The 25,018-nt window shown below is 61.6% G+C and carries 22 protein-coding genes; 8 read left to right on the plus strand and 14 right to left on the minus strand.

The features are described 5' to 3' along the window. Positions 1-110 precede the first annotated feature (110 nt). Positions 111-2,498, plus strand: coding sequence for a phosphoketolase family protein (locus tag EN846_RS04050; protein ID WP_127309449.1), 2,388 nt, complete (start codon positions 111-113; stop codon positions 2,496-2,498). 70 nt (positions 2,499-2,568) lie between these two features. After that, positions 2,569-3,735: an acetate/propionate family kinase gene (locus EN846_RS04055; RefSeq protein ID WP_127309450.1), complete on the plus strand. Its 1,167-nt coding sequence runs from the start codon at positions 2,569-2,571 to the stop codon at positions 3,733-3,735. Positions 3,736-3,778: 43 nt separating this feature from the next. On the opposite strand, the gene EN846_RS04060 is transcribed toward EN846_RS04055, so the two are convergent. Further along, positions 3,779-4,294: a GNAT family N-acetyltransferase gene (locus EN846_RS04060; RefSeq protein ID WP_127309451.1), complete on the minus strand. Its 516-nt coding sequence runs from the start codon at positions 4,292-4,294 to the stop codon at positions 3,779-3,781. A 64-nt stretch (positions 4,295-4,358) separates the two neighbouring features. Then, positions 4,359-5,006, minus strand: a complete 648-nt coding sequence (locus EN846_RS04065; protein ID WP_127281999.1) for a helix-turn-helix domain-containing protein — start codon at positions 5,004-5,006, stop codon at positions 4,359-4,361. A gap of 486 nt (positions 5,007-5,492) precedes the next feature. Here EN846_RS04065 and EN846_RS04070 point away from each other — a divergent pair, with 486 nt between their 5' ends. The 3 genes from EN846_RS04070 (at position 5,493) to EN846_RS04080 (ending at position 8,009) form a co-directional block, all read left to right on the plus strand. Next, the gene (locus tag EN846_RS04070) at positions 5,493-5,741 is read left to right on the plus strand and encodes a hypothetical protein (protein ID WP_127309452.1); all 249 of its coding nucleotides are present in this window, start codon (positions 5,493-5,495) and stop codon (positions 5,739-5,741) included. A gap of 104 nt (positions 5,742-5,845) precedes the next feature. Next, positions 5,846-6,586 (plus strand): metallophosphoesterase family protein, encoded by a 741-nt coding sequence (locus tag EN846_RS04075; RefSeq protein WP_135913804.1) that lies wholly within the window; start codon positions 5,846-5,848, stop codon positions 6,584-6,586. 19 nt (positions 6,587-6,605) lie between these two features. Next, the gene (locus EN846_RS04080; protein ID WP_127391761.1) at positions 6,606-8,009 is read left to right on the plus strand and encodes a bifunctional serine/threonine-protein kinase/universal stress protein; all 1,404 of its coding nucleotides are present in this window, start codon (positions 6,606-6,608) and stop codon (positions 8,007-8,009) included. Between the two features lie 34 nt (positions 8,010-8,043). Here the strand turns inward: EN846_RS04080 and EN846_RS04085 are convergent, their stop codons facing one another. Beyond that, entirely contained in the window at positions 8,044-8,865 is an 822-nt protein-coding gene (locus EN846_RS04085; RefSeq protein WP_127309455.1) for a universal stress protein, read from the minus strand. A 137-nt stretch (positions 8,866-9,002) separates the two neighbouring features. Beyond that, entirely contained in the window at positions 9,003-10,625 is a 1,623-nt protein-coding gene (groL, locus tag EN846_RS04090) for a chaperonin GroEL (RefSeq protein WP_127309463.1), read from the minus strand. 372 nt (positions 10,626-10,997) lie between these two features. On the opposite strand from groL, the gene EN846_RS04100 reads away from it, so the two are divergent. After that, complete coding sequence (locus EN846_RS04100) at positions 10,998-11,510, plus strand: SRPBCC family protein (protein WP_127391762.1); 513 nt, start codon at positions 10,998-11,000, stop codon at positions 11,508-11,510. Here EN846_RS04100 and arcC read toward each other — a convergent pair. The 4 genes from arcC to arcD are packed head-to-tail and all read right to left on the minus strand — an operon-like array spanning position 11,465 to position 16,140. Beyond that, a complete protein-coding gene (gene arcC / locus EN846_RS04105; RefSeq protein ID WP_128345999.1) occupies positions 11,465-12,427 on the minus strand; it encodes a carbamate kinase in 963 nt (320 codons plus the stop codon). The two genes, EN846_RS04100 and arcC, sit on opposite strands and share 46 nt — an antisense overlap. A gap of 1 nt (position 12,428) precedes the next feature. Continuing rightward, a complete protein-coding gene (argF, locus tag EN846_RS04110; protein ID WP_127393371.1) occupies positions 12,429-13,430 on the minus strand; it encodes an ornithine carbamoyltransferase in 1,002 nt (333 codons plus the stop codon). Positions 13,431-13,448: 18 nt separating this feature from the next. Next, the gene (locus tag EN846_RS04115) at positions 13,449-14,663 is read right to left on the minus strand and encodes an arginine deiminase (RefSeq protein ID WP_127309464.1); all 1,215 of its coding nucleotides are present in this window, start codon (positions 14,661-14,663) and stop codon (positions 13,449-13,451) included. A gap of 10 nt (positions 14,664-14,673) precedes the next feature. Next, positions 14,674-16,140 carry an arginine-ornithine antiporter gene (gene arcD, locus EN846_RS04120; protein WP_127393370.1) on the minus strand — a complete coding sequence of 489 codons (1,467 nt, stop codon included), beginning with the start codon at positions 16,138-16,140 and terminating at the stop codon, positions 14,674-14,676. A gap of 301 nt (positions 16,141-16,441) precedes the next feature. Here arcD and EN846_RS04125 point away from each other — a divergent pair, with 301 nt between their 5' ends. After that, on the plus strand, positions 16,442-16,936 hold the full coding sequence (locus EN846_RS04125; RefSeq protein ID WP_127309460.1) for a sulfocyanin-like copper-binding protein: 495 nt from the start codon (positions 16,442-16,444) through the stop codon (positions 16,934-16,936). A gap of 58 nt (positions 16,937-16,994) precedes the next feature. Here the strand turns inward: EN846_RS04125 and EN846_RS04130 are convergent, their stop codons facing one another. The 6 genes from EN846_RS04130 to EN846_RS34995 form a co-directional block, all read right to left on the minus strand. Next, positions 16,995-17,585 (minus strand): NAD(P)H-dependent oxidoreductase, encoded by a 591-nt coding sequence (locus tag EN846_RS04130; protein ID WP_127282009.1) that lies wholly within the window; start codon positions 17,583-17,585, stop codon positions 16,995-16,997. Positions 17,586-17,617: 32 nt separating this feature from the next. Continuing rightward, on the minus strand, positions 17,618-18,004 hold the full coding sequence (locus EN846_RS04135) for a hypothetical protein (RefSeq protein WP_127282046.1): 387 nt from the start codon (positions 18,002-18,004) through the stop codon (positions 17,618-17,620). 74 nt (positions 18,005-18,078) lie between these two features. Continuing rightward, entirely contained in the window at positions 18,079-19,323 is a 1,245-nt protein-coding gene (locus EN846_RS04140) for an MgtC/SapB family protein (RefSeq protein WP_128346000.1), read from the minus strand. Between the two features lie 13 nt (positions 19,324-19,336). Next, positions 19,337-19,786, minus strand: coding sequence for a thioredoxin TrxC (gene trxC / locus EN846_RS04145; protein WP_127393769.1), 450 nt, complete (start codon positions 19,784-19,786; stop codon positions 19,337-19,339). Between the two features lie 33 nt (positions 19,787-19,819). Further along, entirely contained in the window at positions 19,820-21,673 is a 1,854-nt protein-coding gene (locus EN846_RS04150; protein WP_127393770.1) for a heavy metal translocating P-type ATPase, read from the minus strand. Between the two features lie 186 nt (positions 21,674-21,859). Next, a complete protein-coding gene (locus EN846_RS34995; RefSeq protein ID WP_187331232.1) occupies positions 21,860-22,036 on the minus strand; it encodes a hypothetical protein in 177 nt (58 codons plus the stop codon). A 284-nt stretch (positions 22,037-22,320) separates the two neighbouring features. Here EN846_RS34995 and EN846_RS04155 point away from each other — a divergent pair, with 284 nt between their 5' ends. Then, positions 22,321-25,002 carry a bifunctional acetate--CoA ligase family protein/GNAT family N-acetyltransferase gene (locus EN846_RS04155; RefSeq protein WP_128271877.1) on the plus strand — a complete coding sequence of 894 codons (2,682 nt, stop codon included), beginning with the start codon at positions 22,321-22,323 and terminating at the stop codon, positions 25,000-25,002. The last annotated feature ends 16 nt before the right edge of the window (positions 25,003-25,018 follow it).

A 25,018-nucleotide genomic window follows, 5' to 3' on the forward strand; every position in this document is an offset into this window, starting at 1 on the left:
GCGGCCGCGCCGATCAGGTGATGAACTGAAAGTCGCGCGATGCGTTGGTGGCCCATGGCCAACGCGGAATCCCCGGGCTTTCGCAAAATGAGACAACGGAGCCAAGTAAGATGACCGGACAATCGGCAAAAACAGTCAACAGCAACAAACGGATGTCGGACCAGGAGTTGCACGACGTTGACGCCTATTGGCGCGCCGCCAACTATCTTACGATCGGGCAAATCTACCTGCTCGACAATCCGCTGCTTCGGGAGCCCTTGAAGCTGGAACATGTCAAGCCGCGGCTGCTAGGGCACTGGGGGACTTCGCCCGGCCTGAGCTTCATCTACGCCCATCTCAACCGCGCGATCCGGCTCAGGGATGCAAACATGGTCTACGTCTGCGGCCCAGGCCATGGCGGTCCGGCCATGGTCGCCAACACCTATCTCGAGGGCATCTACAGCGAGCTCAATCCCGACGTATCTCTGGACGAAGAAGGCATGCGCAAGCTGTTTCGGCAGTTCTCTTTTCCGGGCGGGATTCCGAGCCATGCTGCACCGGATGTCCCGGGCTCGATCCATGAGGGTGGCGAATTGGGCTACGCGCTTTCGCATGCTTTTGGCGCAGCCTTCGACAATCCGGATCTCATCGTCGCCTGCGTGGTCGGCGACGGCGAGGCGGAAACCGGGCCACTTGCCACCGCCTGGCATTCCAACAAGTTCCTCAACCCGGCGCGCGACGGCGCGGTGCTGCCGATCCTGCATCTCAACGGCTACAAGATTGCCAACCCGACCATCCTTGCCCGCATCCCGGAAGACGAATTGCGCGCCTTGTTCGTCGGCTACGGTTACGAGCCGCTGTTCGTCGAAGGCCATGAACCGGGGGCAATGCATGAGAGGATGGCGGTTGTGATCGATGATGCGCTCGACCGCATCGGGGCAATCCAGGGCGAGGCTCGCGGCGGTGGCGAAATTGCAAAACGCCGGCCGAAGTGGCCAGTGATCGTGCTGCGAAGCCCCAAAGGCTGGACCGGCCCGAAGGAAGTCGACGGGCTGAAAACCGAAGGCTTCTGGCGCGCCCATCAGGTTCCCTTGTCCGGCCTTGCGGAAAACCCCGAGCATTTGAAGATGCTCGAAGAGTGGATGAGGAGCTATCGGCCTGAAGAACTGTTCGATGCGATGGGTGCGCCTGTGGCCACGATACGTGCCACTGCTCCGCAAGGTACGAGGCGAATGGGCGCCAACCCGCATGCCAATGGCGGCTTGCTGCGCCGGTCCCTTGAACTGCCCAGACTGCGCGACCATGGCATTTCCGTTGAACGGCCCGGCGCGGTGAAGGCCGAGTCAACGCGAGTGATGGGCAAATTCCTGCGCGCCGTGATGGAACTGAACGATGGCGCGAAGAACTTCCGCATCGTCGGCCCGGACGAGACGGCTTCGAACCGGCTGCAAGACGTGTTCGAGGTTACCGAGCGCGCCTGGATGGAAACGATCCTGCCCGAGGATGTTCATCTCGGGCGCGACGGAAGGGTTCTGGAGATTCTCTCGGAACACACCTGCCAGGGCTGGCTTGAAGGCTACCTGCTGACCGGTCGGCACGGCTTCTTCTCCTGCTACGAGGCGTTCATCCACATCGTCGATTCGATGTTCAACCAGCATGCGAAATGGCTGGATGCATGTCGTGAAATTCCCTGGCGACGGTCGGTGGCGTCGCTAAACTACCTGTTGTCGAGTCATGTCTGGCACCAGGAACACAATGGCTTCAGCCATCAGGATCCCGGCTTCATTGATGTCGCCCTCAACAAGAAGGCCGATATCGTGCGCGTCTACCTGCCGCCGGACGCCAACAGTCTGCTCTGCGTGACCGAGCATGTGCTGCAGACATGGGACCGCATCAACGTCATCGTGGCCGGCAAGCCGCCGTCATGGCAGTGGCTTTCGATGGACAAGGCGATCGTTCACTGCAAAGCGGGCATCGGCATTTGGGATTGGGCTTCAACTGACGGCGGAGCAGAGCCGGACGTGGTCTTGGCCTGCGCCGGCGACGTTCCGACCCTGGAGACGCTGGCGGCCGTCCAGATACTCAGGCACCATGTTCCGCAGCTTCGGATCAGGGTGGTCAACGTGGTCGACCTGATGACGCTGCACCCCAGGGAGCATCACCCGCACGGGCTGTCGGATCGCGACTTCGACGCGTTGTTCACCAAAGAAAAACCGGTCATCTTTGCCTACCATGGCTACCCCTGGACGATCCATCGGCTGACCTATCGGCGCACCAACCACGACAATATCCACGTGCGCGGCTACAACGAGGAAGGCACGACGACGACGCCTTTCGACATGACGGTTCTGAACGGCCTGGACAGATATCATCTGGTGCTGAGTGTCCTTGACCGTATCCCTGAGCCGACCGGAGTCGGACTGAAACAGATCATGGAAGGCAAGCTGATCGAGCACCAAGCTTATATCCGCGCCCATGGACAGGATATGCCGGAGATCCTCGGCTGGAAGTGGGAGTAGTAGCCGGTGGAAATCAGTGCGGCGAACGGATCGGCAGTCGGGGTCCGTTGGCGGGCGCGGCGGACAGATCATGAATGACGCGATTCTTGTCCTTAACGGTGGCTCGTCGAGTCTGAAATTCGCGGTGTTTCAGCAGCGTGACGACCTTCACCTGCTGGTGCGCGGCAGCATATCGTCAATCCGGCAACGTCCACGGCTTCACGTCGCTCCAACGGCGCTGTCGTCCGGGATCGATCGGAGCTTGGGCGCAGGGTCGATCGATATCGCCAGCGCATTCGAAGTCGTGGGCTCCTTGCTTGCGGACCGCGGACTCCTGCGCCAGATCGGCAAGGTCGGTCACAGGATCGTTCATGGCGGACAGAGTTTTTCCAAAGCAGCCATCCTTGATGAAGAGACGACGAAGGCCTTGCATCTGCTGGAGCCGCTCGCCCCGATCCACCAGGCCATCAATCTCGAAATCGTCAGCTTGGCAGCTCGGCTATTGCCTGACGCCCTCCAGGTCGGATGCTTCGATACGGCCTTCCACGCGCGGCGGCCGGAACTTGCCAAGCTCTATGGCTTGCCGCGCGAGTTCTCGGAACAAGGCGTGATTGCCTACGGCTTTCACGGACTTTCCTACAGCCACGTCGCAACGAAACTTCGCAGCCGCTACGGCGCAAGCGCCGGCGGCCGGGTGATCGTTGCCCACCTGGGCAGCGGAGCAAGCCTATGTGCGATGAAGACGGGGGCAAGCGTCGCCACCACTATGGGGTTCTCAACGCTTGATGGCCTCATCATGAGCACACGTTGCGGCACGGTCGACCCTGGCGTGATCCTGTACCTGTTGCAGGACCAAAAGCTGTCATTGGGTGAGCTGTCCAACCTTCTCTACGAGGAATCCGGTCTGCTGGGTGTCTCCGGCATCTCGGGCGATATGCAGACATTGCTGGGCTCGAGCGACCCTGCAGCCGCGCGAGCCGTCGATCTCTTCATCTATCGTGTCGGGCGCGAGATCGGGTCACTTGCCGCGGCCCTTGGAGGTCTCGATACCCTCGTCTTCACCGCCGGCATTGGCGAGCACGCACCTGTGATCCGGCAAAAGATCTGCGAAGCCGCCGAATGGCTTGGCGTTGCGGTCGACAATGATTTGAACCAGAACGACGAAGGATTGGTCAGCAGCCCGCAGTCCCGGGTCGACGTCCTTGTCATTCCCGCAGACGAGGAAGCCGCCGTCGCCAGGGAAATCCTCGACGTCTGAACAAGAGCTTCGCTGCCGGCCCGCATCTGCGCGAGACCGGTCGTTACCGGGGCAGGGGGGTGCCGAGCTTTCGCCGAACCAGGAGAAGTGTCGGGTCGTCGGGGTCTGTGGTGACAGTGAATCCCATGTCGCGCTCAAGCTCGATTGCAGCGCGATTCTCACGGCTTTCGATCGACTCGATTGTCTCGAGGCCGATCCCGTCGGCCCACCTTGCGATATAGGCAAGCAGTTCCCAGCCGACGCCGAGATTCTTGCGGTCCTGGCGAATGCAGATAGCGACTTCGCCGCGCCGGTCGGCAGCGTCGCTGGCGAGTGTCGCCACTGCGATCAACGCTCCGTCAGTCGAGAACGCGAGAAAGTTATTGATATGCGGATCGTCGGAGCGAGTCATCGCTACCAGCCGTTCATGCGAGACCTCTTTCACTCCACCGAGAAAGCGGAAGCGCAGATCTTGCGGCGTCACATGGGTGAAGAACTCCGCCAGGGCGGGCTCATCTTCGGGGCGTGCGCGGCGTACATCGAAGCGAAACCCGGTATGCGTGGAAAGCGTGCTAACCATCGTTATATATGGTCTCCGATCCGAGGTGCGGCGCCGTTGTCCTGTCTCTCCAAGGCGCGCGACCTCACTCGCTCATGTATTGAAGCGCGTCCTGCTTGACGATTTCTATGCTGCGCAGGTTCAGCAGGCGGATGACGCCCTTGTCCTTCAGCCGGGTGAAGACTCGCGACACGGTCTCGATCGTGAGTCCGAGATAGTCGCCGATATCCGCGCGAGACATCGGCAGATCGACCTGCCGCAATCCGCCTTGCCGCTCTGCCATGTCGACCAGGAACGCGGCCACCCGTTCGATGGCATTCTGGCGACCGAGGACCAGGAGGTGTTCCTGCGCCCTGGTCAAACCTTTGAGGGCCAGGGGCAGCAACTGGCGCGAGACATCCGCCCCGGCAGCGAACCGATAGACCCGGATGCCGGTCGCGTTGATTGCTTCGGCGAAGAAATGATGTGTCGCGTCGGCTTCGAAACCGAATGTCTCGCCAGCCAAATGGAAGGCACTTATCTGCCGGCGGCCGTCGGCAAGGAGGCGATAGATGCGGACGGCGCCGAACTCGACCTGGTAGAGAGCTCCGGCCTTTTCCCCCTGCGCATAGATTTCCGACCCGGCCGGGTAGAAGTTGATGGGCTGCAACGGCACGCTGTCCAGAACTGCCGGGAGGCTCGACTGTGGCACGTGTGGCGGCAGTGAAATTGTGGAGGTCGTGTGAGCGTACATGGCTGCTTCTCCGTGATCCGTGGCATCAGCAATCGCGCGAATCGGAGGAAAGCGAAATTCGGTTAAGTCCCTACGGGAAACTACTTAGTGGGGGGACCCAGACGACATTGCATCCGCCGAGGATGGCATGGGCGCCACTGTTTGCCTTAACGCCAAAAAGACGGACTTTGCGATGTTGGCATGAGGAGAGCTGGCTGCATCGCAATTGCATCATCAAGGTGGTCGGCGCAGGCCGCGGGGGCAGCATTGTTGGGTGTGCTCGAAGCCCGCACCGACCGAGGCGGCAGGGGCCGCCTTGGTTGCGCTACAACATGTGAGAAAACCAGGAACCTGCCCGAACGCCGAACTTGGCCTTATGCACATACTTAGGTTCTGCGCGCCTGAATGGATTGGAAATATCCACGGTAAGATTTGATTCAACTCAAAGCGCGGGTGCCCCCGGAGGTTGTTGAAAGCCCTGTCGCTAAATGATCGGGGCAGGCCGCCATGTATTTTCCGCAATTTCTGGTGGGCATGCTCGTGACGTCGTTTGTCGTGGCGATCTGGATCGGTGTGGAAACAGGTTCGGGTTGGGTCGCACTCGGTGGGGCTTTGCTCACATTGGTCGTCCTGCAAGTTGGATATGTCCTCCTGATCATTCGCTTGGTCCTCAACCAGATACCGAAAACGGGAGCGGCGGCCTCGGCTTCGGTGAACCCGGCGCCACCGCTCCGCGGAGACGGGGTCTCGCTTTAGGCGAGCGAAGCACGAGGGTTGTTGGACCGCATGCGGTCCCATTGACTTTGTTAGCGCCGTTGTTTGACTGGTAGGGCGAGCTTGCAAGGTCCAGATGGAAACGAATGCGCATCGCGATCCTGTCTGACATCCATTCCAACCGCGAGGCGCTCGATGCGGTTCTCGAGGTGGTTGGCGAGCGCGGATGGGACGAGTTGGTATTGCTTGGCGATCTGGTTGGCTACGGGCCCGACCCAGTCTATGCGCTCGAGACGGCTGCGGACCTGGTCGATCGAGGCGCGCTCTGCGTCATGGGAAACCATGACGAAGCGATAGCCTTCAACAGGGGCGGCATGACGGAGAATGCTCGGACAGCGGCCAGTTGGACGCGTGAGCGTTTGACCTCGGCGCATGTCGATTTCCTGTCCCGTTTGCCGGTGTCGTTGACGTCGGAAGACCGGCAATATGTTCACGCCAGCGCCGAACGGCCGGGAAAATGGCTATACATCCGCGACGTGGATTCAGCAGAGCGCTGCCTGTCTTCAAGCGTGGCCCGTTTCGTCTTCTGCGGCCACACCCATATTCCGGCCATCTACTACGCGCTGCCAGGTCGCCGGCCGATCTGTTTTCAACCGCTGGCCAATGTGGCTGCGCCGTTGTCCGCGGTCGGACAGCTCGTCGTGAACGTCGGAGCGGTCGGCCAGCCTCGCGACGGCAATCCGGCGGCCTGCTTCGCCCTCGTCGATACGCAGCGGCACGAGGCCTCCATGATCCGTGTGCCTTACGACTACGAAGAGACCGCCCGAAAGATTGCTGACTCTGGGTTGCCGGCATGGCTGGGCATGCGATTGAAGATCGGACGATAGGGTTGTTGGAGACGATCGGGTGCAGCGGTTTGAATCAGGGGCAATCATTGATGGTTTCGAACTGGTCGAACGACTGCCGTCCGGCGGCATGGCCTCGCTCTGGCGCGCAAACAGCCCGCAGTTCGATTTCCCGCTGGTGTTGAAAGTCCCTTTCCTGGATCCGGGAGGCGATGTCTCCGTCATACTGGGCTTCGAGGCGGAAGAGTTGATCCTCAGGCGCTTGTCAGGTCCGCATGTACCCCGCTTCGTGGCCTCAGGAAACCTTTCAGAAATTCCTTTCATAGCCATGGAGTTCGTGGCCGGCACAAGTCTCGCCCAGCTGATCAGCAATGCGCCACTGCCAGCTGACGAGGTCGCGAGGGTCGGCTCCGAAATTGCCAAGGCGCTCGCCGCCCTGCATCGCCAAAAAGTGGTGCATCTCGATCTCAAGCCCGAAAATGTCATTCTTGCCGAGCGCGGCGCGGTGCTTCTCGATTTCGGGCTCGCGCGGCATGCAGAGCTTCCCGATCTTCTCGGCGCGGAAAGCTCCGTGCCGATGGGCTCCGCCGCCTACATGGCACCCGAACAAGTGCTTGCCGAAAGAGGCGACCCTGCAAGCGATCTTTTTGCGCTTGGCTGCATTCTTTACCAGCTGGCAACTGGCGAAGAACCGTTCGGGCGACCGGCGACTTTCGCCGGAATGAAGCGACGGCTCTACCACGCCCCCAGGCCACCGCGGGACCTGAACGGAGCCATCCCGCGGTGGTTGGAGGCAATCACGCTTCGGTGCATGGAGGTGGACAGGTCCAAGCGATATGTCGATGCCGCTCACGTGCTGTCCGATCTAAGGAACCCCGATCAGGTGGTGGTGACGCGGCACCTGCCTCGGAGCAAGGGAATTTGGGCCACGATCCTCGGTCTGCTTCGCAAGACTGACGACAAGTTGCTTGTCGGGATGCCGGCAGATCCCAGGCTTCTGGCCGGACCATCCATTGTTTTGGTCGCCGTCGATCTGGCCAACGGAAACGATCCGCTGGCCAGGGAGGTTCTGAGCGAGACCGCGCGCGTCCTTGGCTCGCGAGAAGACTCGTGGTTGGCCTGTGTGACAGTCCTGAAGACCGAGATTATCGGCGACACGCCCACGGTGGACGAGTCGGGCCGTTCGGAATATTTGAAGCGGCTGGTTGCCCTGAAGGATTGGTCCCGCCCGCTACATCTGCCGGAGGATCGCATCAGCTATCATGTTCTGGAGGCGGTCAGCCCCGCCGATGCGATCCTCAACTACGCTGAGCACAACGACGTCGGGCATATCGTTGTCGGGGCACGGGCGTCTTCCGCCATTCGCCGGCACCTCGGCAGTGTTTCTACCAAGGTGGTAGCACAGGCGCTTTGCTCGGTTTCAGTCGTGCGGTTGAAGGCGGTCGAAGAACAAGGGCGTCGGTGAGCCGCTGCGCGCAAGGACCCGCCGGGACGCCGCCTCAGTTTGATAGCAGTCGATTGATTGCCCCCTGTTTCAGCAGGGAGCGTGTCATGCCGCCGAAGGCCCATTCCCGGATCCGGCTGTGACCATAGCCGCCCGCGACCACAAGTCCTGCATCCATCGCACGGGCGAGTTCGGCAACGGCTTCGCAGGGATCTGCATTGCCGACGCCTATAACTTCGGATCTTGCCTTAACGCCATGCCTCGCCAGGAACCGGACAACGTCCTCGGCACTTTCGCGTGCGTTTCTCTGGCCCTGTTCCTCGATTGTCGCCACGAGCACATGTTGTGCGCCTGTCAAGAAGGGCATTGCATCGCTGACTGCGCGCCTTGCCTCGCGCGTGTTCTTCCAGGCGACAAGAACATTCTTTGGGTTGAGCGGAGCCAGGTTATCGACCGCAATCAGCACCGGCCGGCCCGCGGACAGCACCAGACTACCGGCATCTACGACACGGTGGCGATCGCTGGCGACGCCCTTTGCCGGCGCTCCCGTGACAATAAGGTCGGCGGCGCGGGCATGCATCGCGAGCAGACCTGTCGGATCTCCGATCTCCTCGCGCCAGAAAGCTCTGTCCCCGCCAATGCGGAGGAATTCCTCCTGCATCACCTTCAGGCGATCTTCGATTTCCGCCCTGCGTTGGCGCATTATCTCCGCAGCTGCAGCGGCGCCATTGTCTCCCGACACAAAGACATAGGCATCCGCCGCGGCGAAACCGATCAGTGTGGCATCGAACCGTTGCGCCAATTCCTGGGCATAACGCGCGCGGGGGGACGCCGGAGAATCGATGTCCAGTTGTACAATAATGGTGTTGAAGATCATTTTGTGTCTCCACAGCATGCTTGTCGCACGGTCGTTTGAGGTTCGGTCACGACACTTGTGATCACCAGCCGCGCTGCCTGCCGCGGCGGCGCATCGTCATCGCCTTTTCGACCTATGGAGGGTGCCCGGCGCACGACCTACATCGTCATTTCCGGTTCGAGAGCACGCTCCTTGGCCGGTTCGGGGATTTCCGTCATGGTCGCTTCGGTCAAGAGCAGAACACTGGCGACCGAGACGGCGTTTTCAAGTGCGATGCGCACCACCTTGGTTGGATCGATGATGCCGGCTTCGACGAGGTCAACATACTCTTTGCGTCCGGCATCGAAGCCAAAGTTTCCCGACCCCTCGATCATCTTGGCGATAACCACGCCACCGTCGACAGCCGAATTCTCGGCAATCTGCCGGACAGGCGTTTCGAGAGCGCGCCGGAGTATCTGCACGCCGGTCCTCTCGTCGCCCTCGGACAGTTTTTCTTCATCAGCTACCGTGGCGATGCAGCGCAGCAGCGCAAGCCCGCCGCCAGGCACCACGCCCTCGGCAACCGCAGCCTTGGTGGCGCTGATAGCGTCGTCTAGTGCCTCCTTCTTCGACTTCATTTCGGCCTCGGTTGGAGCCCCGACTTTTATGACGGCAACACCGCCGGCAAGCTTAGCCAGCCGCTCTTGCAGCTTTTCGCGATCGTAGTCGCTGGTCGTGCTCTCGATCTCGCGCCGGATCTGCTCTACGCGACCCTTGATTGCCTTGGCGTCTCCGCCACCGCCGATGATCGTCGTGTTGTCCTTATCGACGACCACGCGTTTGGCACGCCCCAACTGCGCCATCGTGACATTTTCGAGCTTGAGGCCAATATCCTCGGAGATGACCTGAGCGTCTGTCAGCACAGCTATGTCCTGCAGCATAGCCTTGCGCCGATCGCCGAAACCGGGCGCCTTGACTGCACAGTTCTTGAAGGTGCCCCGGATTTGATTGACGATGAGCGTGGCAAGCGCCTCGCCTTCGACTTCTTCGGCGACAACCAGCAGAGGCGAGCCCGACTTGGCCACGGCTTCCAGCAACTTGATGAGATCGTTCAGCGAAGCGATTTTCTTCTCCACGATCAGCACCAGCGCGTCTTCCAGGACCGCTTCCATCTTCTCGGGATCGGTCACGAAATACGGTGAAAGGAACCCGCGATCGAACTGCATGCCTTCGACGACGTCCAGAACGGTTTCAGTGGTCTTCGACTCTTCGACCGTAATGACTCCTTCACCGCCGACCTTTTCAATCGCCTCGCCAACCAACTGGCCGATGAGCGGGTCGTTGTGCGCCGAGATCGTGGCCACCTGTTCCTTTTCGCGCCGGGTCGAGACCGGTCGAGATATTTGCTTGAGTGTCTCGATCGCGCGCTTGGTGGCGCGATCGAGGCCGCGCTTGATGTCGATCGCGCTGGCGCCGGCGACGACATTGCGAACGCCATCGGCAAACATCGCGTGAGCGAGGATGGTCGATGTGCTGGTGCCGTCGCCAACCATATCGCCGGTCTTCTCGGCTGCTTGTCTCAGCATCCTGGCGCCGAGATTTTCTTCCGGGTCCTTCAGGTCGAATTCCTTGGCGATCGTCACCCCGTCGTTGCAAACGATCGGGGCACCCCATCTTTTTTCGATCAGTACAGATTTCGAGCGCGGCCCGAGCGTCACGCGCACGGCATCGGCGAGCTGTGTCGCGCCGCGAAGGATCTTTTCGCGTGCGGCTGAGCGGAACAGTACTTGTTTATGGGCCATGACCGTCTCCGAAATCTGTTGGCCAGTCTGAGCTAACAGGCATCCCGTCGGTCGGCCTTGATACGTATCAATCGCGATCAAGGGCCATGTTGACGAAGATCAATGACGACGGGACGCGTTACCTGCGTGATGGGATCGATCCAATCTGGAGGAGGACCATGCGGACGAATGAAACGCCCCGATACGACGACAGCGTGAATACCACGGGTTGCTGCCCCAGGTTCAATCGCGAGGGCTGGGACGGTAGCACCTGCACTTCAAGGGCAAGCGGTTTGTGAAAGCGAAAACCCACAGTGTCATGCACATCCCGATGAACATGGGCGGCGTGTTCGCGCGCGTTAGGACGAACCCGGAGGTGAGACGATGCCAGCAATGTCCCGCTCCAACGAGACTATCGTCGGAATAGAATGCGCGGCTGAGACCGTGTTTGCCTATCTTGATGACCACAGGCATCTGGGTGCTCATATGAGCACCTCGTCATGGATGATGCTCGGTTCGAAAATGCACTACGAATTCGATGCAGGCGAAGCCCGCTTGATCGGCTCCAAGTTCGGATTCCATGGAAAAATACTTGGAATTGCGCTGTCCGCCGAACAGGTGGTTACAATCCGGACGCCGCCCAAACTGAAGGTCTGGGAGACCATCGGAGCGCCAAGTCTATGGGTGATCGGCCGCTATCGGATGGGTTTCGAAATAGTGCCCGAGGCGAGAGGGTCCCGGCTTCGAGTCTTCATCGAATACGACCTGCCGGAGGCGGAACCGTCCCGTTGGCTTGGCCTGATCTTTGCGAATGCATACGCGCGCTGGTGTACTGGCCGGATGGCGAAAGACGCAGCCCGTTATTTCGCGACGGCGGGGGCTCGGGCAGTCCCTTTGAAAGGCTGAGCGGGACGAGCGGCGGCTTCGAACCGTGTGCCGCGCTCTCCTCTGACGATTTCGCTGGCATCATCGAGCTTGCCGATCGCTGCAGGTTTGCCCGTTGCATCAGCGAACTCGATTGCGGAGCTGACCTTCGGCCCCATGGAGCCGGCCGCAAAATCCCGCCCCGATATCTCGGTCGTTGCAACCCGACGGAGCGCGCGGGCGGTGGCGGTGCCGTGGCCACTATAGACCGCATCGACATCGGTCAGCATCAGCAGCATGTCGGCCTTCAGCTGGCGCGCGAGAAGTGAACTCGCCAGATCCTTGTCGATAACGGCTTCTACGCCGCACAGGCTGCCGTCGTCCCGCGCTATCACCGGGACTCCGCCGCCGCCCGTGCAAATGACGATGACGCCGCGTTCGACGAGAAACGAAATCACGGAGCCTTCAAGAATCTCCAGCGGCCTGGGCGAGGGCACGACCCGGCGCCACTTATCGCCATCGGGCGCGATCTGCCAGCTGCGTTCGTGGGCAAGCCTATGTGCTGTGTCCTCGTCATAGACCGGGCCGATCGGCTTCGTCGGGTGAGCGAAAGCCGGATCGTACGGGTCGACTTTCACCTGCGTCAGCAGCGTCGCGAACAGCCTTTCCTTTAAGAGGTTGCCGAGCTCCTGCTCAATCACATAGCCGATCATGCCAGCGCTTTCAGCGCCAAGGACGTCGAGTGGGAATGCGCCGCCATCCGGAGCGGCCGCCGCCTGGAGGGCCAGAAGCCCCACCTGCGGGCCGTTGCCATGCGTGACTACAATCGAGTGCCCTTCGCCGACGAGTGCCCCGAGTACGGATGCGGCGCGCTTGATGTTGGCACGCTGGTTTTCGGCGGTCATCGGTTCGCCGCGGCGCAGCAGCGCGTTACCTCCGAGTGCAACGACGATCAGCATCTCAGTTGCCGATCGTGGCGACGAGCAGGGCCTTGATCGTATGCATGCGGTTTTCGGCCTGGTCGAAGACGATCGATGCGCCCGATTCAAACACCTCGTCAGTGACCTCCATGCAGTCGATGCCATACTCCTTCGCGATGAACGCGCCTATCTCGGTGTCGGTGTCGTGGAATGCCGGCAGGCAATGCATGAACTTGACATGAGGGTTGCCCGCGGCAGCCATCACTTCGCTCGTGACCCGATAGGGCGTCAAAAGGCGGATACGCTCGGCCCAGCCCGATTTGTCCTCACCCATCGACATCCACACGTCGGTGTAGACAAAGTCGGCGCCCTGGACGCAGCCCATCACGTCTTCGTCCAGCCTGAAGCGGCCGCTGCTTTGTGCTGCAAGGTCTCTGACATGGGCGCAGAATTCCTCGTCCGGCCAAAGTTCCCTTGGCGAGGCAATGCGCATGTCGATGCCGACCTTGGCTGCGCCCAGTGCCAGCGACAGCGCGACATTGTCACGTCCTTCGCCGACGAAGGTGACGGTCATGTCCGAAAGGTGCTTGTGCGTGAACTCGCGCATGGTCATGAAATCGGCGAGGATCTGTGTCGGATGCGCTTCGTCGGTAAGGCCGTTGTAGACGGGCACGCCCGCGTGCGCGGCAAGCAGTTCGGCCTGGTGCTGGCCAAAACCGCGATACTCGATCGCATCGTACATGCGGCCGAGCACGCGCGCTGTATCCTTCATGGATTCCTTGTGGCCGATATGGCTGCCGGTGGGGCCGAAATAGGTGACGTGGGCGCCCTGATCATAGGCCGCCACCTCGAATCCGGTTCTGGTGCGCGTCGAGTCCTTCTCGAAGATCAGCGCGATATTCTTCCTGATGAGACGCGGTATCTCGTGGCCCGCGAGCTTGGCCGCCTTGAGGTCGGCGGCCAGTTTCAGAAGAAAGCGGATCTCGTCGGCCGTGAGATCGTCGAGCGTGAGCACCGAGCGGCCGTGAAGGTTGATCGACATCGGGAATTTCCTTTCCGGTCAAATCGGATCGCGGGCAATCGGGCAGGTCATACAGTGGCCGCCGCCCCGACCACGGCTGAGTTCAGCGCCTTCAACGGTGATCACTTCAATCCCGGCGCGACGCAGCAGCGTGTTGGTATAGACATTGCGGTCGTAGCCGATGACGACGCCGGGTTCGACGGCAACGACGTTGTTGCCGTCGTCCCATTGCTCGCGCTCGGCCTCGTAACGGTCGCCACCGGTGGCGATGATGCGCAGCGAATTCAGTCCAAGCGCTTCTGCAACCACTGCCGTGAAAGGCTCCGTCTCATCCGTGACCTTGACGGCCGCCTCGCCATCGCCCGGTCGCAGAGAGAAGGTTCGCAGGCGGTCGACCACCGGCGGGTACATGGTCACCAGGTCGCGGTCGCAGAAGGTGAAGACGGTGTCGAGATGCATGAAACTGCGGTCCCGCGGCATCAGGGCTGCGATGACGCGTGTCGCTTCACCGGCCGCGAACAGGCTGCGTGCGAGGTCGCCCACGGCTTGCGGCGTGGTACGTTCTCCCATTCCGACAAGCACTGTTCCGCCGCCGATCGGCATCACGTCTCCACCTTCCAGACTGGTGCCTGTTCCCAAACCTGGCGATACGAAGGGGAGGCCGCTGTCGCGAAAACGGGGATGGAAGCGGTACACTGCTTCCACGTTGGCCGCCTCCGGGCGCCTCGCCGGCCAGTACATGGCGTTGACCGAAACTGATCCGTAGATCCAGCAGGAACTGTCGCGCGTGAAAAGCTGGTTCGGCAGCGGCGGAAGCACGAAGTCCTGGGGAGCAAGTGTCCTTCCGGTCAGTCCCTTCGGCTGGAAAGGAAGCTCGGCACGGGCAATGCCGCCGACTAGAAAGGACGCCAGCTGCTCCGGTGGCATGTCGTTTAGCCATCCACGCAACTCGTCGACCATATCCAGTCCGACGACACCGGGATGGACCCGGCGATCGAGAAGCCAGTCGCGCGCCTTGCTGATGGTCATGGCCTCCGCAAGGAGCTCTCCAAAGGAGTGCACCACCACGCCGCGTTCGCGCAACGCATCGACGAAGACGTCATGTTCCTGGCGTGCGCGCTTGACCCACAATACGTCGTCGAACAGCAGCGCCTTGCAGTTCTCGGGCGTGAGCCTGCGCAGGCTGAGGTCCGGTCGATGGACCATCACCTCGCGCAGGCGGCCGACTTCGGAATGGACTCCCAGGCCTGTCATCGTGCGTCCTTCAGAGCGGGCTGATAGCGCCGGTCCACATCTCGTAGACGGCCAGGATGGCGACAGCGACGAGGGCTGCAGCGACAGCAGCTTCCACAGGATGGAAGACACGCTGGTTGGTTTCGCGACGTGCCCAGACGTAGAGAATGATGCCGGGCGCATAAAGGATCGCGCACATGAACAGATATGCCGGTCCTGCCGCGTAGACGAGCCACAGGCCGTACACTGTCGCCAATATGCCAGCGAAAAGGGGGCCAGCGCGTTGCTCGCCATTCTCATAACTCTCTCCGGTCAATGCGAGCTTGGCCGCGTAGGCCCCGGAGAAGATGTAAGGTACGAGAATGGCTGCCGACGCGATATAGAACAGTGCCTGGTAGGTGCTCTGTGCGAACAGCGTGATAACCAGGAACGCCTGCACGAGCAGGTTGGTGATCAGGAGCGAGGTCGACGGCACGCCCCGCTCGCTCTCGTGGCCGAAGAACTTCGGCATCGTGCCGTCTTTGCCGGCAACGTGCGGAATTTCCGCGGCAAGCAGCGTCCAACTCAGGAACGCGCCGACCACGGACACAACAAGCGCGATGTTGATGAGGATGGCGCCCCACGGTCCGACAACCGCCTCCAGGACACCTGCCATGGAGGGGTTCTTCAACGCGGCGAGCTCAGTTTGGCTGAGGATGCCGAGCGACAGCAGCGAAACCAGCGCGTAGAGAGCGAGGCAGGTGAAGAATCCGAGAACAGTCGCCTTCGCGATGTCGCTGCGGCGTTCCGCACGGGCTGAAAATACGCTTGCTCCCTCGATGCCGATGAAGACCCACAGCGTCACCAGCATCGTGCTCTTCACCTGTGCGGCAATCGAGCCGAGACTGGCGTTGCCAAGCCCGCTGAAGTCGAGAGACCAGACCTGAAGCTTGAAAGCCACAGCGACGATCCCGACAAACAGCACCACAGGAGCAATCTTCGCCACCGTGACGACCAAGTTGACGACTGCTGCCTGACGGATGCCTGCCAGAACCAGGACGTGGATCAGCCACAACAGGACAGACGCGCCGAGCACCGCCTGCCAGGTATTGCCGTCGCCGAAAGCTGGAAAGAAGTAGGACAAAGCGCTGAACACGATCACCGCATAGGAGACATTGCCGACCCAGGCGCTGATCCAGTAACCCCAGGCGCTGTTGAAGCCGATGAAGGGACCGAAGCCGGCCTTGGCGTAGGCGTAGGGACCCGCGTCGAGTTCTGGTCGCCTTACCGCGAGCGACTGATAGACGAAAACAAGCGCCAGCATCCCAACCGCGGTGATCGCCCAGCCAATCAGGATCGCAAGAGGGCCGGCGCCGGTCGCCATGTTCTGCGGCAGGCTGAACACGCCGGAGCCCACCATCGAGCCGATTACCAATGCGGTCAGGGAACCCAGTCGAAGCTTGGCAGAAGTCGTCGACGTGACTTTTCGGATCGGGATATCGATTCCAGCCGTAGCCATGATGCTCTCCCCAATTTGAAACTTTGATGGGGGATATTGAACAGGAAACAGGTCGGGGGCCTTGACGTGGGTCAAGCGGCAAATGGTTGGCGCGCGGCCGTAAAGCCCAACCGGCGGGCATTACCTGACGATCCGTCACGGCACCGATCTACACCCTCAAACTGGCTGGCAGTTGCACCGGCGCCGCTAATGAGTCGCGCCGATCAGTTTGATTTGGCGCAAGGACGGCGCGGGACTCCGCGAACAGGATGACAATCAGGACGTAGAGCGCTTTCTGCCGCCGTCCTGAAGGAGGTTCGCCATGAAAACCATATTGAAGAGAATAGCGCTCGGGCTGGCTGCTGCAATGCTGATGGTCGGCGATCGCGGAGCCCAGGCTGCGACGCTTGTCCAGATTTCGCTGTGGGACAAGGGCGCGGACGTGCAGATGCCGACGGGGATCGCCTATGCAGCGCCAGGACTCGATCTCACCAAGGCGACCATGGGTATCAAGGCTTCGCCGGGTGCGGTGAAGGCCGGAGAGGTCACATTCAAGGTGACCAACGACTCCAAAGACACCGTTCACGAAATGATAGTGATGTACCTCGCCGATCCCGGCAAGCCGCTTCCTTACCTCGAGGCCGAGAACAGGGTCGATGAAGACAGGGCTGGTGACAAGGGCGAGGTTTCTGAGCTCGATCCCGGCAAATCAGGCACATTGACCGTCGAACTGAAGGCAGGAAAATACCTGCTTATCTGCAACGTGCCTGGTCACTATGGCGCCGGCATGTGGGCCGAATTCACCGTCGATCCATAGGCCCTGAAGAAACGGCCCCTGTGGGGGGCAGAAATGTCCCGGTTTGCGGATCGCCATGCTATAGCCCTCGCTCCCCTAGCTTGCGCATCTGCCCGATCCATCTTGCTCTGGTCCTGTCGCTGGCGCCCGCGACCATCCCGAACAGGGTCTCCCGCACCGGTCTGATGCCGACAAAATGCAAGATGCTTCGCCGCATGCCGGCGATGCCGTGGCTGAAGAACCAAAGCCGGTAGAGAGCGGATGGCATGCCCATCGTTGCCACCACGCGAGCGGAGCGACCACGAAGCAACGTCCTGGCAAAGCCGCCGCCCTTGTCCGGGTAAGCAAAGGCGGTCCCCGGCCGCATGACCTGTTCCAGAAATGCCTTGAGCAAAGCCGGCATGGTCCCGAGCCAGAGTGGGAAGACAAACACGATATGCTCCGCCCAGACAATCGCTTCAGCGGCATGCTGGAGGCTGTTGGGGACGGCGCCGTGTTCGAATTCCTGCATTGTCCGCAGCACTGGAAAATCAATTGCCGCGATATCGATCCGGCGGACGCTGTGCTGTGCCTGCTCCGCCCCCTCGGCGTAGGCCTGCGCAAGAGAGCGACAGAGCCGGTCGGGGGATGGGTCGGGATGACCGACCACAATGAGGATGCGACGCGACATGGTCTGCACCTGGGAAGCCTGGCGTGGCGGTGTTACGGGCGCTCGACCCTTGCCACCTTGTAGGTGTGCATGGCTCCGTTGCGTTCGATCGAAACATATTCGCCTGTCACGAAGCGTTCGTCGCCAAGATGAAAACCGGTCTCGTCATCGCGATCGCCTTCGGCATAGTCGAAATACCATTGCCCGCCCGGCTTGCGGCGGAGGCGGCCGATCAAGTCGTCCTCGCCAGTGCAAAAACGGCGCACGCGGCAGGCGGCCCGGTGCGATTTCCATTCTTCCGCGTCAATCCTGCCTTCGCTGGTTAAGGGAGCAAGTACATCATAGCCTTCCTCGCGATCCCCTTCCGGGTGACCCTTCTCGCGAGCAAGCAGCAACCGCACATGGCGGAATTTCGGGGTGAGGTCCTGCAAACTGGTCATCGCGAACTCCTTTGATGTGATCCATAGCGCGGCCACGGGTGCCAGCCTTGATCCGTGTCAAAGGAGAGTTCTCGTTAGGGCACAAGCATGGTGAAACAGCCTGCTGCCGCTGCGACCAGCGTGATGCCAGCCAGAGGCAGCCAGAACCTCACTGGACCAGCAAATGCCGCCAGCGACAGGCGGCCGATCGCGTTTGCAGTGAGTGCTGTCAGCACCGCCAGGCCGACGGCTTCAACGGAGACCGAATGCTTCACCAAACGCAATGCGCTCAGCACTGAAACGTCGACATCGAACATTCCCGCAAGCGCTGAGCTCGCCAGCAACCCGTGTCCGCCGAACTGAGCTGCCAACGCGGCGCTTGCGGTCGAAACGATCGCGAAAAGCATGGCAAACAGCAGCAGCGGGCCCAGCTCAAATGGATTGCGCGCCGGGGTGCCCTTTTCTGGATCCCGGCCATGGTTGGTCAGCAGGAAAATTCCGCATAGGGCGAATGCGACCGACGCGGCAAGGGCCGGCAAGCCGACCGTGGCCAATAGGCTTGGCTCGATGGCCAGAACTACAGTGCAAACGCGCAAAATCGAAACCATCGCGGCAAGCGAAGCCGCGCCCGCGAGCGGCAGAGGATTGGCGGCAGAAGCGGCACTGCGAGCAAGGGTCATGGTCACCGCGGTGGAGGAGACGACCGCACCGGCGAGCGAACTGACGAGCAGGCCGCGCGTACCACCGAGGACGCGGATGGCCACATAGCCGGCGAACGATATCGAGGCCATCAGCACTGTGAGGAACCAGACCTCCCAAGGGTTGAACCCACCCCATGGGTCCATCGTGCGATTTGGCAGCAACGGCAGAACGATCGCGGTCATCACCGCAAGCATCAAGGCCGAACGAAGTTCAATCCAGGTCAGACGCCGCAAGAGACCGTGCAGGATTTCGCGACTTGCAAGGACGGCCGCGAGAGCTGCCCCGCCAGCCGCCGCGGCCCGATAGTCACCGGCGACCGAAAGCGCACCAAGCGCGAAGACGCCTAGGCCGGCGATGACGCTCGTAACGCTGAAATCCTCGTCGTGGGCCGCCTCGCGTGCCTTGTACCAGGCGAAGATTGCCGCAAAGGCGATGAACCCGCCGACCAGAACGGATACAGCGCCAAGCGCGTTGGCCAGAGCTGTCACAATGCCGCCGAGTAGGCCTGATATGCCGAACGTCCGAATTCCGGCCGTCCGGCTGCGATCGGGTGCATCGCGCTCCCGCCAGCCGCGCTCCAATCCGACGAGTAGACCTATTGCCAAGGCGAGTCCGCGCCGGGCTATGAGCGTATCCATGAGGTTGCGGCTCTCAGGCTGTGGCCATCGGCAGGTGGTCGCGAACCCACCTGACGATTTGCCTAGCACTCATCGCGCCGGAGACGCGCGCAACCTCTTGCCCGCCGTGGAACAGGATCATGGTCGGGATGCCGCGGATACCAAGCCTGGCAGCGACGGCTTGTTCCCTGTCCGAATTCAGCTTGATCAGCCGGACATGCGGCTCCAGTTCCTGCGCTGCCGCTTCATAGGCCGGTGCCATCATCTTGCACGGGCCGCACCAGGGTGCCCAGATATCGACGACAACGGGCAGATTGCTTCGCGTGATCTGTCGATCAAAAACCTGGGCATCGACGTCCTCAGGATGACCAGAAAACAGCCTGTTCCCGCACTTTCCGCATTTCGCAGCCTTGGCATTGCAGATTGCCGGCAGGCGATTGACCCCGCCGCATTTGCTGCAAACCACCAAATCCTGCTGCGTCATGGTGCTATCCATCCATCCGCTTCGTATCATCGGTCATCGGCGTCCGAGATGTCCATTGCCCAGGGCGCGTAGCGCATTCAGGATAACCGCCACGTCGATCCCCTCTTGCAGCAGTGCTCCGGCAACCGGAGTGATCTGTCCCATGGCCGCCGCTGCCATTGCCATCCCCGAAAGCGCCAGCCCGACGATGATGCTTTGCAGGGCAATCGTCCGTGTTCGCCGGGCAATCTCGACAGCCTCGGCGACTGGCTGCAGCCTGTCGGTCAAAACGACAATGTCTGCGGCTGCGGAAGAGGCGGTAGCGCCGCGGGCGCCCAAGGCGATGCCGACCGTTGCGGCGGCGAGGGCAGGGGCATCGTTGACGCCGTCGCCCACCATCATTGTCGGTGCCAGGGCCTTCTCGGCTTCGACCGTCGCAACCTTTTTCGCCGGAGTTGCATCGGCGATGACGGCATCGAGGCCAAGCAATGCCGACACTCGCTCTGCCGCGGCGCCGTCATCGCCGGTGAGCATGACCATACGCTCGATGCCGGCGGAGCGGAGGGTGCCGAGCGCATCGCGAGCATCCGCACGCAGGGCATCTCCGAAGGTGAATACGCCGGCAAGGCGCCCGTCGAACGCCACGAAGACCCTGAGCACGGGCTCGTTCCGGTATTGCTCCTCACCGCATAGCGTCCAGCGGGGCAGCGGCCTGCCGGCGAGCACCAGCATTCGCGATCCTGCAAGGACCGATACATTGCCAACCTGCCCTTTCAACCCCGCTCCGCGATATTCATGGACGCCATGCGGATGTGAAAGCATCAGCTGTCTGCCGCGGGCCGCGCGGATAATCGAGTCGGCGAGCACATGGTGCGAGGCCTGCTCCAACGATGCCAACGACTGCAGCAACTGGTCAGCTTCGTCGCCAGGTGCAACGTCGATCTCGACGAGCTCGGCGCCACCGATGGTCAAGGTCCCGGTCTTGTCGAAAATCGCGGTGCGCGCCTGCGCGAGGGCTTCTAATGCCGCACTACCTTTCATCAAGATGCCGGCACGCGCGGCGCGCGAAACGCCGCCAATGAAGGCGACAGGGGCAGCAAGGATGAGCGGACAAGGCGTCGCGACAACGAGAACCGCAAGCGCCCTGATCGGATCGCCGGATGCATACCATGCGGTACCCGAGACCAGTAGGGTGGCTGGCAACAGGAACAGGGCAAAGCGGTCGGCCATGCGGATGAACGGCGCTTTCGCAGTCTGCGCCGTGGCGACCATGCGCACGATCGCCGCATAGGTACTCTGTTCAGCCAGAGCGGAAGCCCGCATGCTGAAGGGCTCGCCGGCATTGAGGGTGCCGCTGCGCAGCGCATCGCCGGCGCTTCGCCGTACCGGCAGCGGCTCTCCTGTTACCGCCGACTCGTCAACAGACGCCGAAGCATCGAGCAGGATCCCATCGACAGGCAACAATTCGCCGGTTCGCACCAGGAGTTCTTCGCCGACGGAAACCTGATCCACGGAGATCGTATCTGTACTTTGTGCCGACTTTCGATGTGCGACGCGCGGCGCCCGGTCGGTCAGCGCCTTAAGGTTCCGCTCGGCCCGACCGCGGGCAAAATCCTCGAGCACTGTGCCGCCAGCATACATTATCGCCACCACAACTGCGGCCAAGGGCTGGTCCAGGAGCAGTGCCGCGGACATTGAGACCAGCGCGATCGCATCGACACCGAAACGGCCGATCCAGAAGTCGCGCAAGATGGAAATGGCGAGAGCCACCACTACGGGCAAGGTCGCCACCGTCCAGACCGTGCCTGCCTCGATGGATCCAAAGCCGAATTGCCTGATCCATAACCCGATGGCCAGGCCCAGGATGGCGATGACCAGCAATGCGCGTCGCAGGGCGGACTCGTTCATGCGATGCTTTCCGATTTTATCTAAGGCACCGGAGGTCGCGAAGCCGGGTCTTCGTCTATCCGGTCTCGCTCGATCAACGGGGGAGCGCTGGCCACCAGGTTTCAGCGTGCCACCTCACGCGGATGCTGGCCCGCTCTGTCGCGATCATGTGGTGAAGCGCAGCCCTGTGCCGCCTCATGCAAACGATTAGCCGCCGTCGTTTAACGGAAAGAAATGGACCACCTTTAACGTGATCGGGACGTCGTAGCCCTCGATCAGGACCGTGGCCCACTGGTCACCTAGATCGTCCTGCCAGGTGTCGGTGACGCGGCACCTCACGGCCAGATCCATGCCGACCTCGATCTTGTCCGTTCTCTTCGCCATCACCTTATCCTTTCAGCGGTTCGTAGACGGCTTCCGCTGAACTCTATGCTTGCCGATCTTGTGGGCCTTGATTTTGGTCAACCGCCAGAGGTTTCGGTTTGCGCCGCGATCACCTTTCGCGCCCTGAGACGACCTGGTGCCAGTCGCATTGCGAGCAGTCGTCTGGGGCAACCGGCCGCGGCAGAACCCCCGCAGTTGAAAGCGACAACCGAAGGCGACTTTGATCCAACGCAATGAACGGGCAAGATCGACCGGCAACTATCGCCACGAACGGAGAAACAGGGGTGACGATCCGAAATCTCGAACATGCTTTCGCCCCGAAGTCGGTTGCCGTGTTCGGCGCATCGGTGCACGACGGCTCTGTCGGTCGTGTCGTCTTCGACAACATCGTCAACGGCGGCTTCGAGGGCGAGATCTGGCCGGTCAATCCGAAATATTCGCAAGTGGCTGGGCGACGCTGCTATGCGACAGCGGCCGAATTGCCGGGCGTTCCGGATCTGGGGGTAGTCGTCACGCCACCAGAGACGGTCCCCGGTATCGTGCGCGACCTCGGGGAGAAGGGGACACGAGCGGCAGTCGTCCTGACTGCGGGGCTTACGCGCGAAAACGGTTTGCGCCAGGCGATGCTTGATGCCGCCAGGCCCACACTCTTACGCATCATAGGGCCGAATACGGTTGGTCTGATGCTCCCGCCCAAAAAGCTCAACGCCGGTTTCGCGCATATGGCAGCCAGACCCGGCAACATAGCCCTGTTGTCGCAATCCGGCGCCATTGCCACTTCGCTGATCGACTGGGCGGCGGACAACAATATCGGCTTCTCGCAAATCGTCTCGCTGGGCGACATGGCGGATGTCGATGTTGGAGATTGCCTCGACATGCTGGCTGGCGACGCGCGCACGAGGGCCATCGTTATGTATCTCGAAACCGTACCCAATCCGCGCAAGTTCATGTCTGCGGCACGGGCGGCCGCACGCATCAAGCCGGTCATCGCGATAAAGCCGGGTCGGCATGAGTTGGCGGCAAAGGCCGCGGCGACGCACACCGGCGCACTTTCAGGAGCCGATCGGGTAGTGGAGGCAGCTCTCCGGCGGGCGGGCATCTTGCGCGTGAAAGGTCTCGCTGAATTGTTCGATGCCGCTGAAACGATCGCCCGCTTCTCGCCTCTGGAACGAGCCCGTGTCGGTATCGTCACCAACGGCGGTGGCGCAGGCGTGCTCGCCGTCGACCAACTCGTCGACGGCAATGGCGAGCTGGCCGAGCTTTCGCAGACAACGATCGAGCGATTGAACGACGTGTTGCCGCGCACATGGTCGCACGCCAATCCGGTGGACATCGTCGGCGATGCGGCGCCCGAGCGCTACAAGGCTGCGGTCGAAGCCGTCGCGGCAGACCCTGGAACTGACGTCGTCCTGGTGATGAACTGCCCGACGGGACTTGGCTCGCCGCTCGCGGCGGCAGGTGCGGTGGCCGAACTTGCCAAGGCAGGCAGGATCTGCGGAAAGCCGGTATTGGGCTGCTGGCTGGGAGAACGCACGGCGCGCGAGGGCCGGCGTGTCCTGCAGGGTGCCGGAGTGGCCAGCTTCGAGACGCCTGCAGACGCCGCGATCGCCGTTTCCTACCTCAGCGACTGGTCGCAAGCTCAGCGGGCGCTGCTGCGCACGCCATCGAGCCGCCGCGAGGATACAGTCGGCGGCCGCGACACCGTGCTTGCCATATTCAGACAAGTGGCGAGCGAGCGACGGCGCATGCTGACGGAGCCGGAGGCCAAGGCCGTTATTTCCGCCTATGGCATTGCCGTGCCCGAGACGATCGTCGCCAGATCTCCTGCCGAGGTAGAGGCGGCTGCCAGACACCTGCTCAAAACGTCCGAACTTGTCGTCGTCAAGCTGTGGTCGAAGGCAATTTCGCATAAGTCGGACATTGGCGGGGTAGTGCTCAATATTGCCGCCGCCTCTGTCGCTAGGGACGCCGCAACCGCGATCCGGGCCCGGTTGCGCAAGCAGGCTCCGACAGCCACTGTTGAAGGCTATGCCATCCAGCCCATGGTGGTGCGAAGATACGCCCAGGAACTCATCCTCGGCATGAGCCGGGATCCGATCTTCGGTCCGGTCATCCTGTTCGGCTCCGGCGGAGTGGCGGTCGAGGTGCTGGATGACACAGCGATCGCCTTGCCGCCACTCGACGATGTTCTCGCGGGCGACCTGATCGAACAGACGCGCATCAGCCGGCTGCTTGCCGGTTATCGCGGTCGCCAACCGGCCGATCGTGGGGCAATCATCGCCGCGCTCAACGGGCTGTCGCAAATGGTCGTCGATTTTCCATGTCTCGTCTCAATGGACATCAACCCGCTGCTGGCTGATGCCGACGGCGTGATCGCGCTCGATGCCCGCATCGAGATCGATCCAGAACGCGTGGAGCAGCCAGCGCCAAACCCGGCGCTCGCAATAAGGCCCTACCCATCAGGCTGGAGCAGGGATTTTTCCGCGGACGGCGCCCGCTATCATATCCGGCCGATAAAGCCGGCCGACATTGTGCTCTATCCCGAATTCCTGGCGAGGATTTCGCCGGACGATCTGCGCCTGCGGTTCCTATCCCCGCGCAGGAACTTCCCGGACCAGATGCTCAAGCGGTTGACCCAACTCGACTATGACCGTGATATCGCTTTCGTCGCGCTGGAGGCGGGCACCGGCGCGCTGGCCGGGGTCGGCCGGCTTTCCTGCGATCCTGACCATAGGGTCGGAGAATATGCGTTGTTGGTCCGTACGGACCTGCAGGGCCACGGCCTTGGCTGGGAACTGCTCAGGCAGATCATCGACTATGCCAGGGCAGACAAGATCAACCGAATCGAAGGTATAATGCTTAGCGAAAACAGCAAGATGTTGGCTATGTGTCGCGAATTCGGCTTCTCCATCGCGCACCACCCCGACCAGGCAGGCCTGTCGTTGGCAACCTTGGAGGTCGGCTGAACGCGATAGCTTCTTC

The sequence above is a fragment of the Mesorhizobium sp. M4B.F.Ca.ET.203.01.1.1 genome, from assembly GCF_004791025.1.
GTDB lineage: Bacteria > Pseudomonadota > Alphaproteobacteria > Rhizobiales > Rhizobiaceae > Mesorhizobium > Mesorhizobium abyssinicae.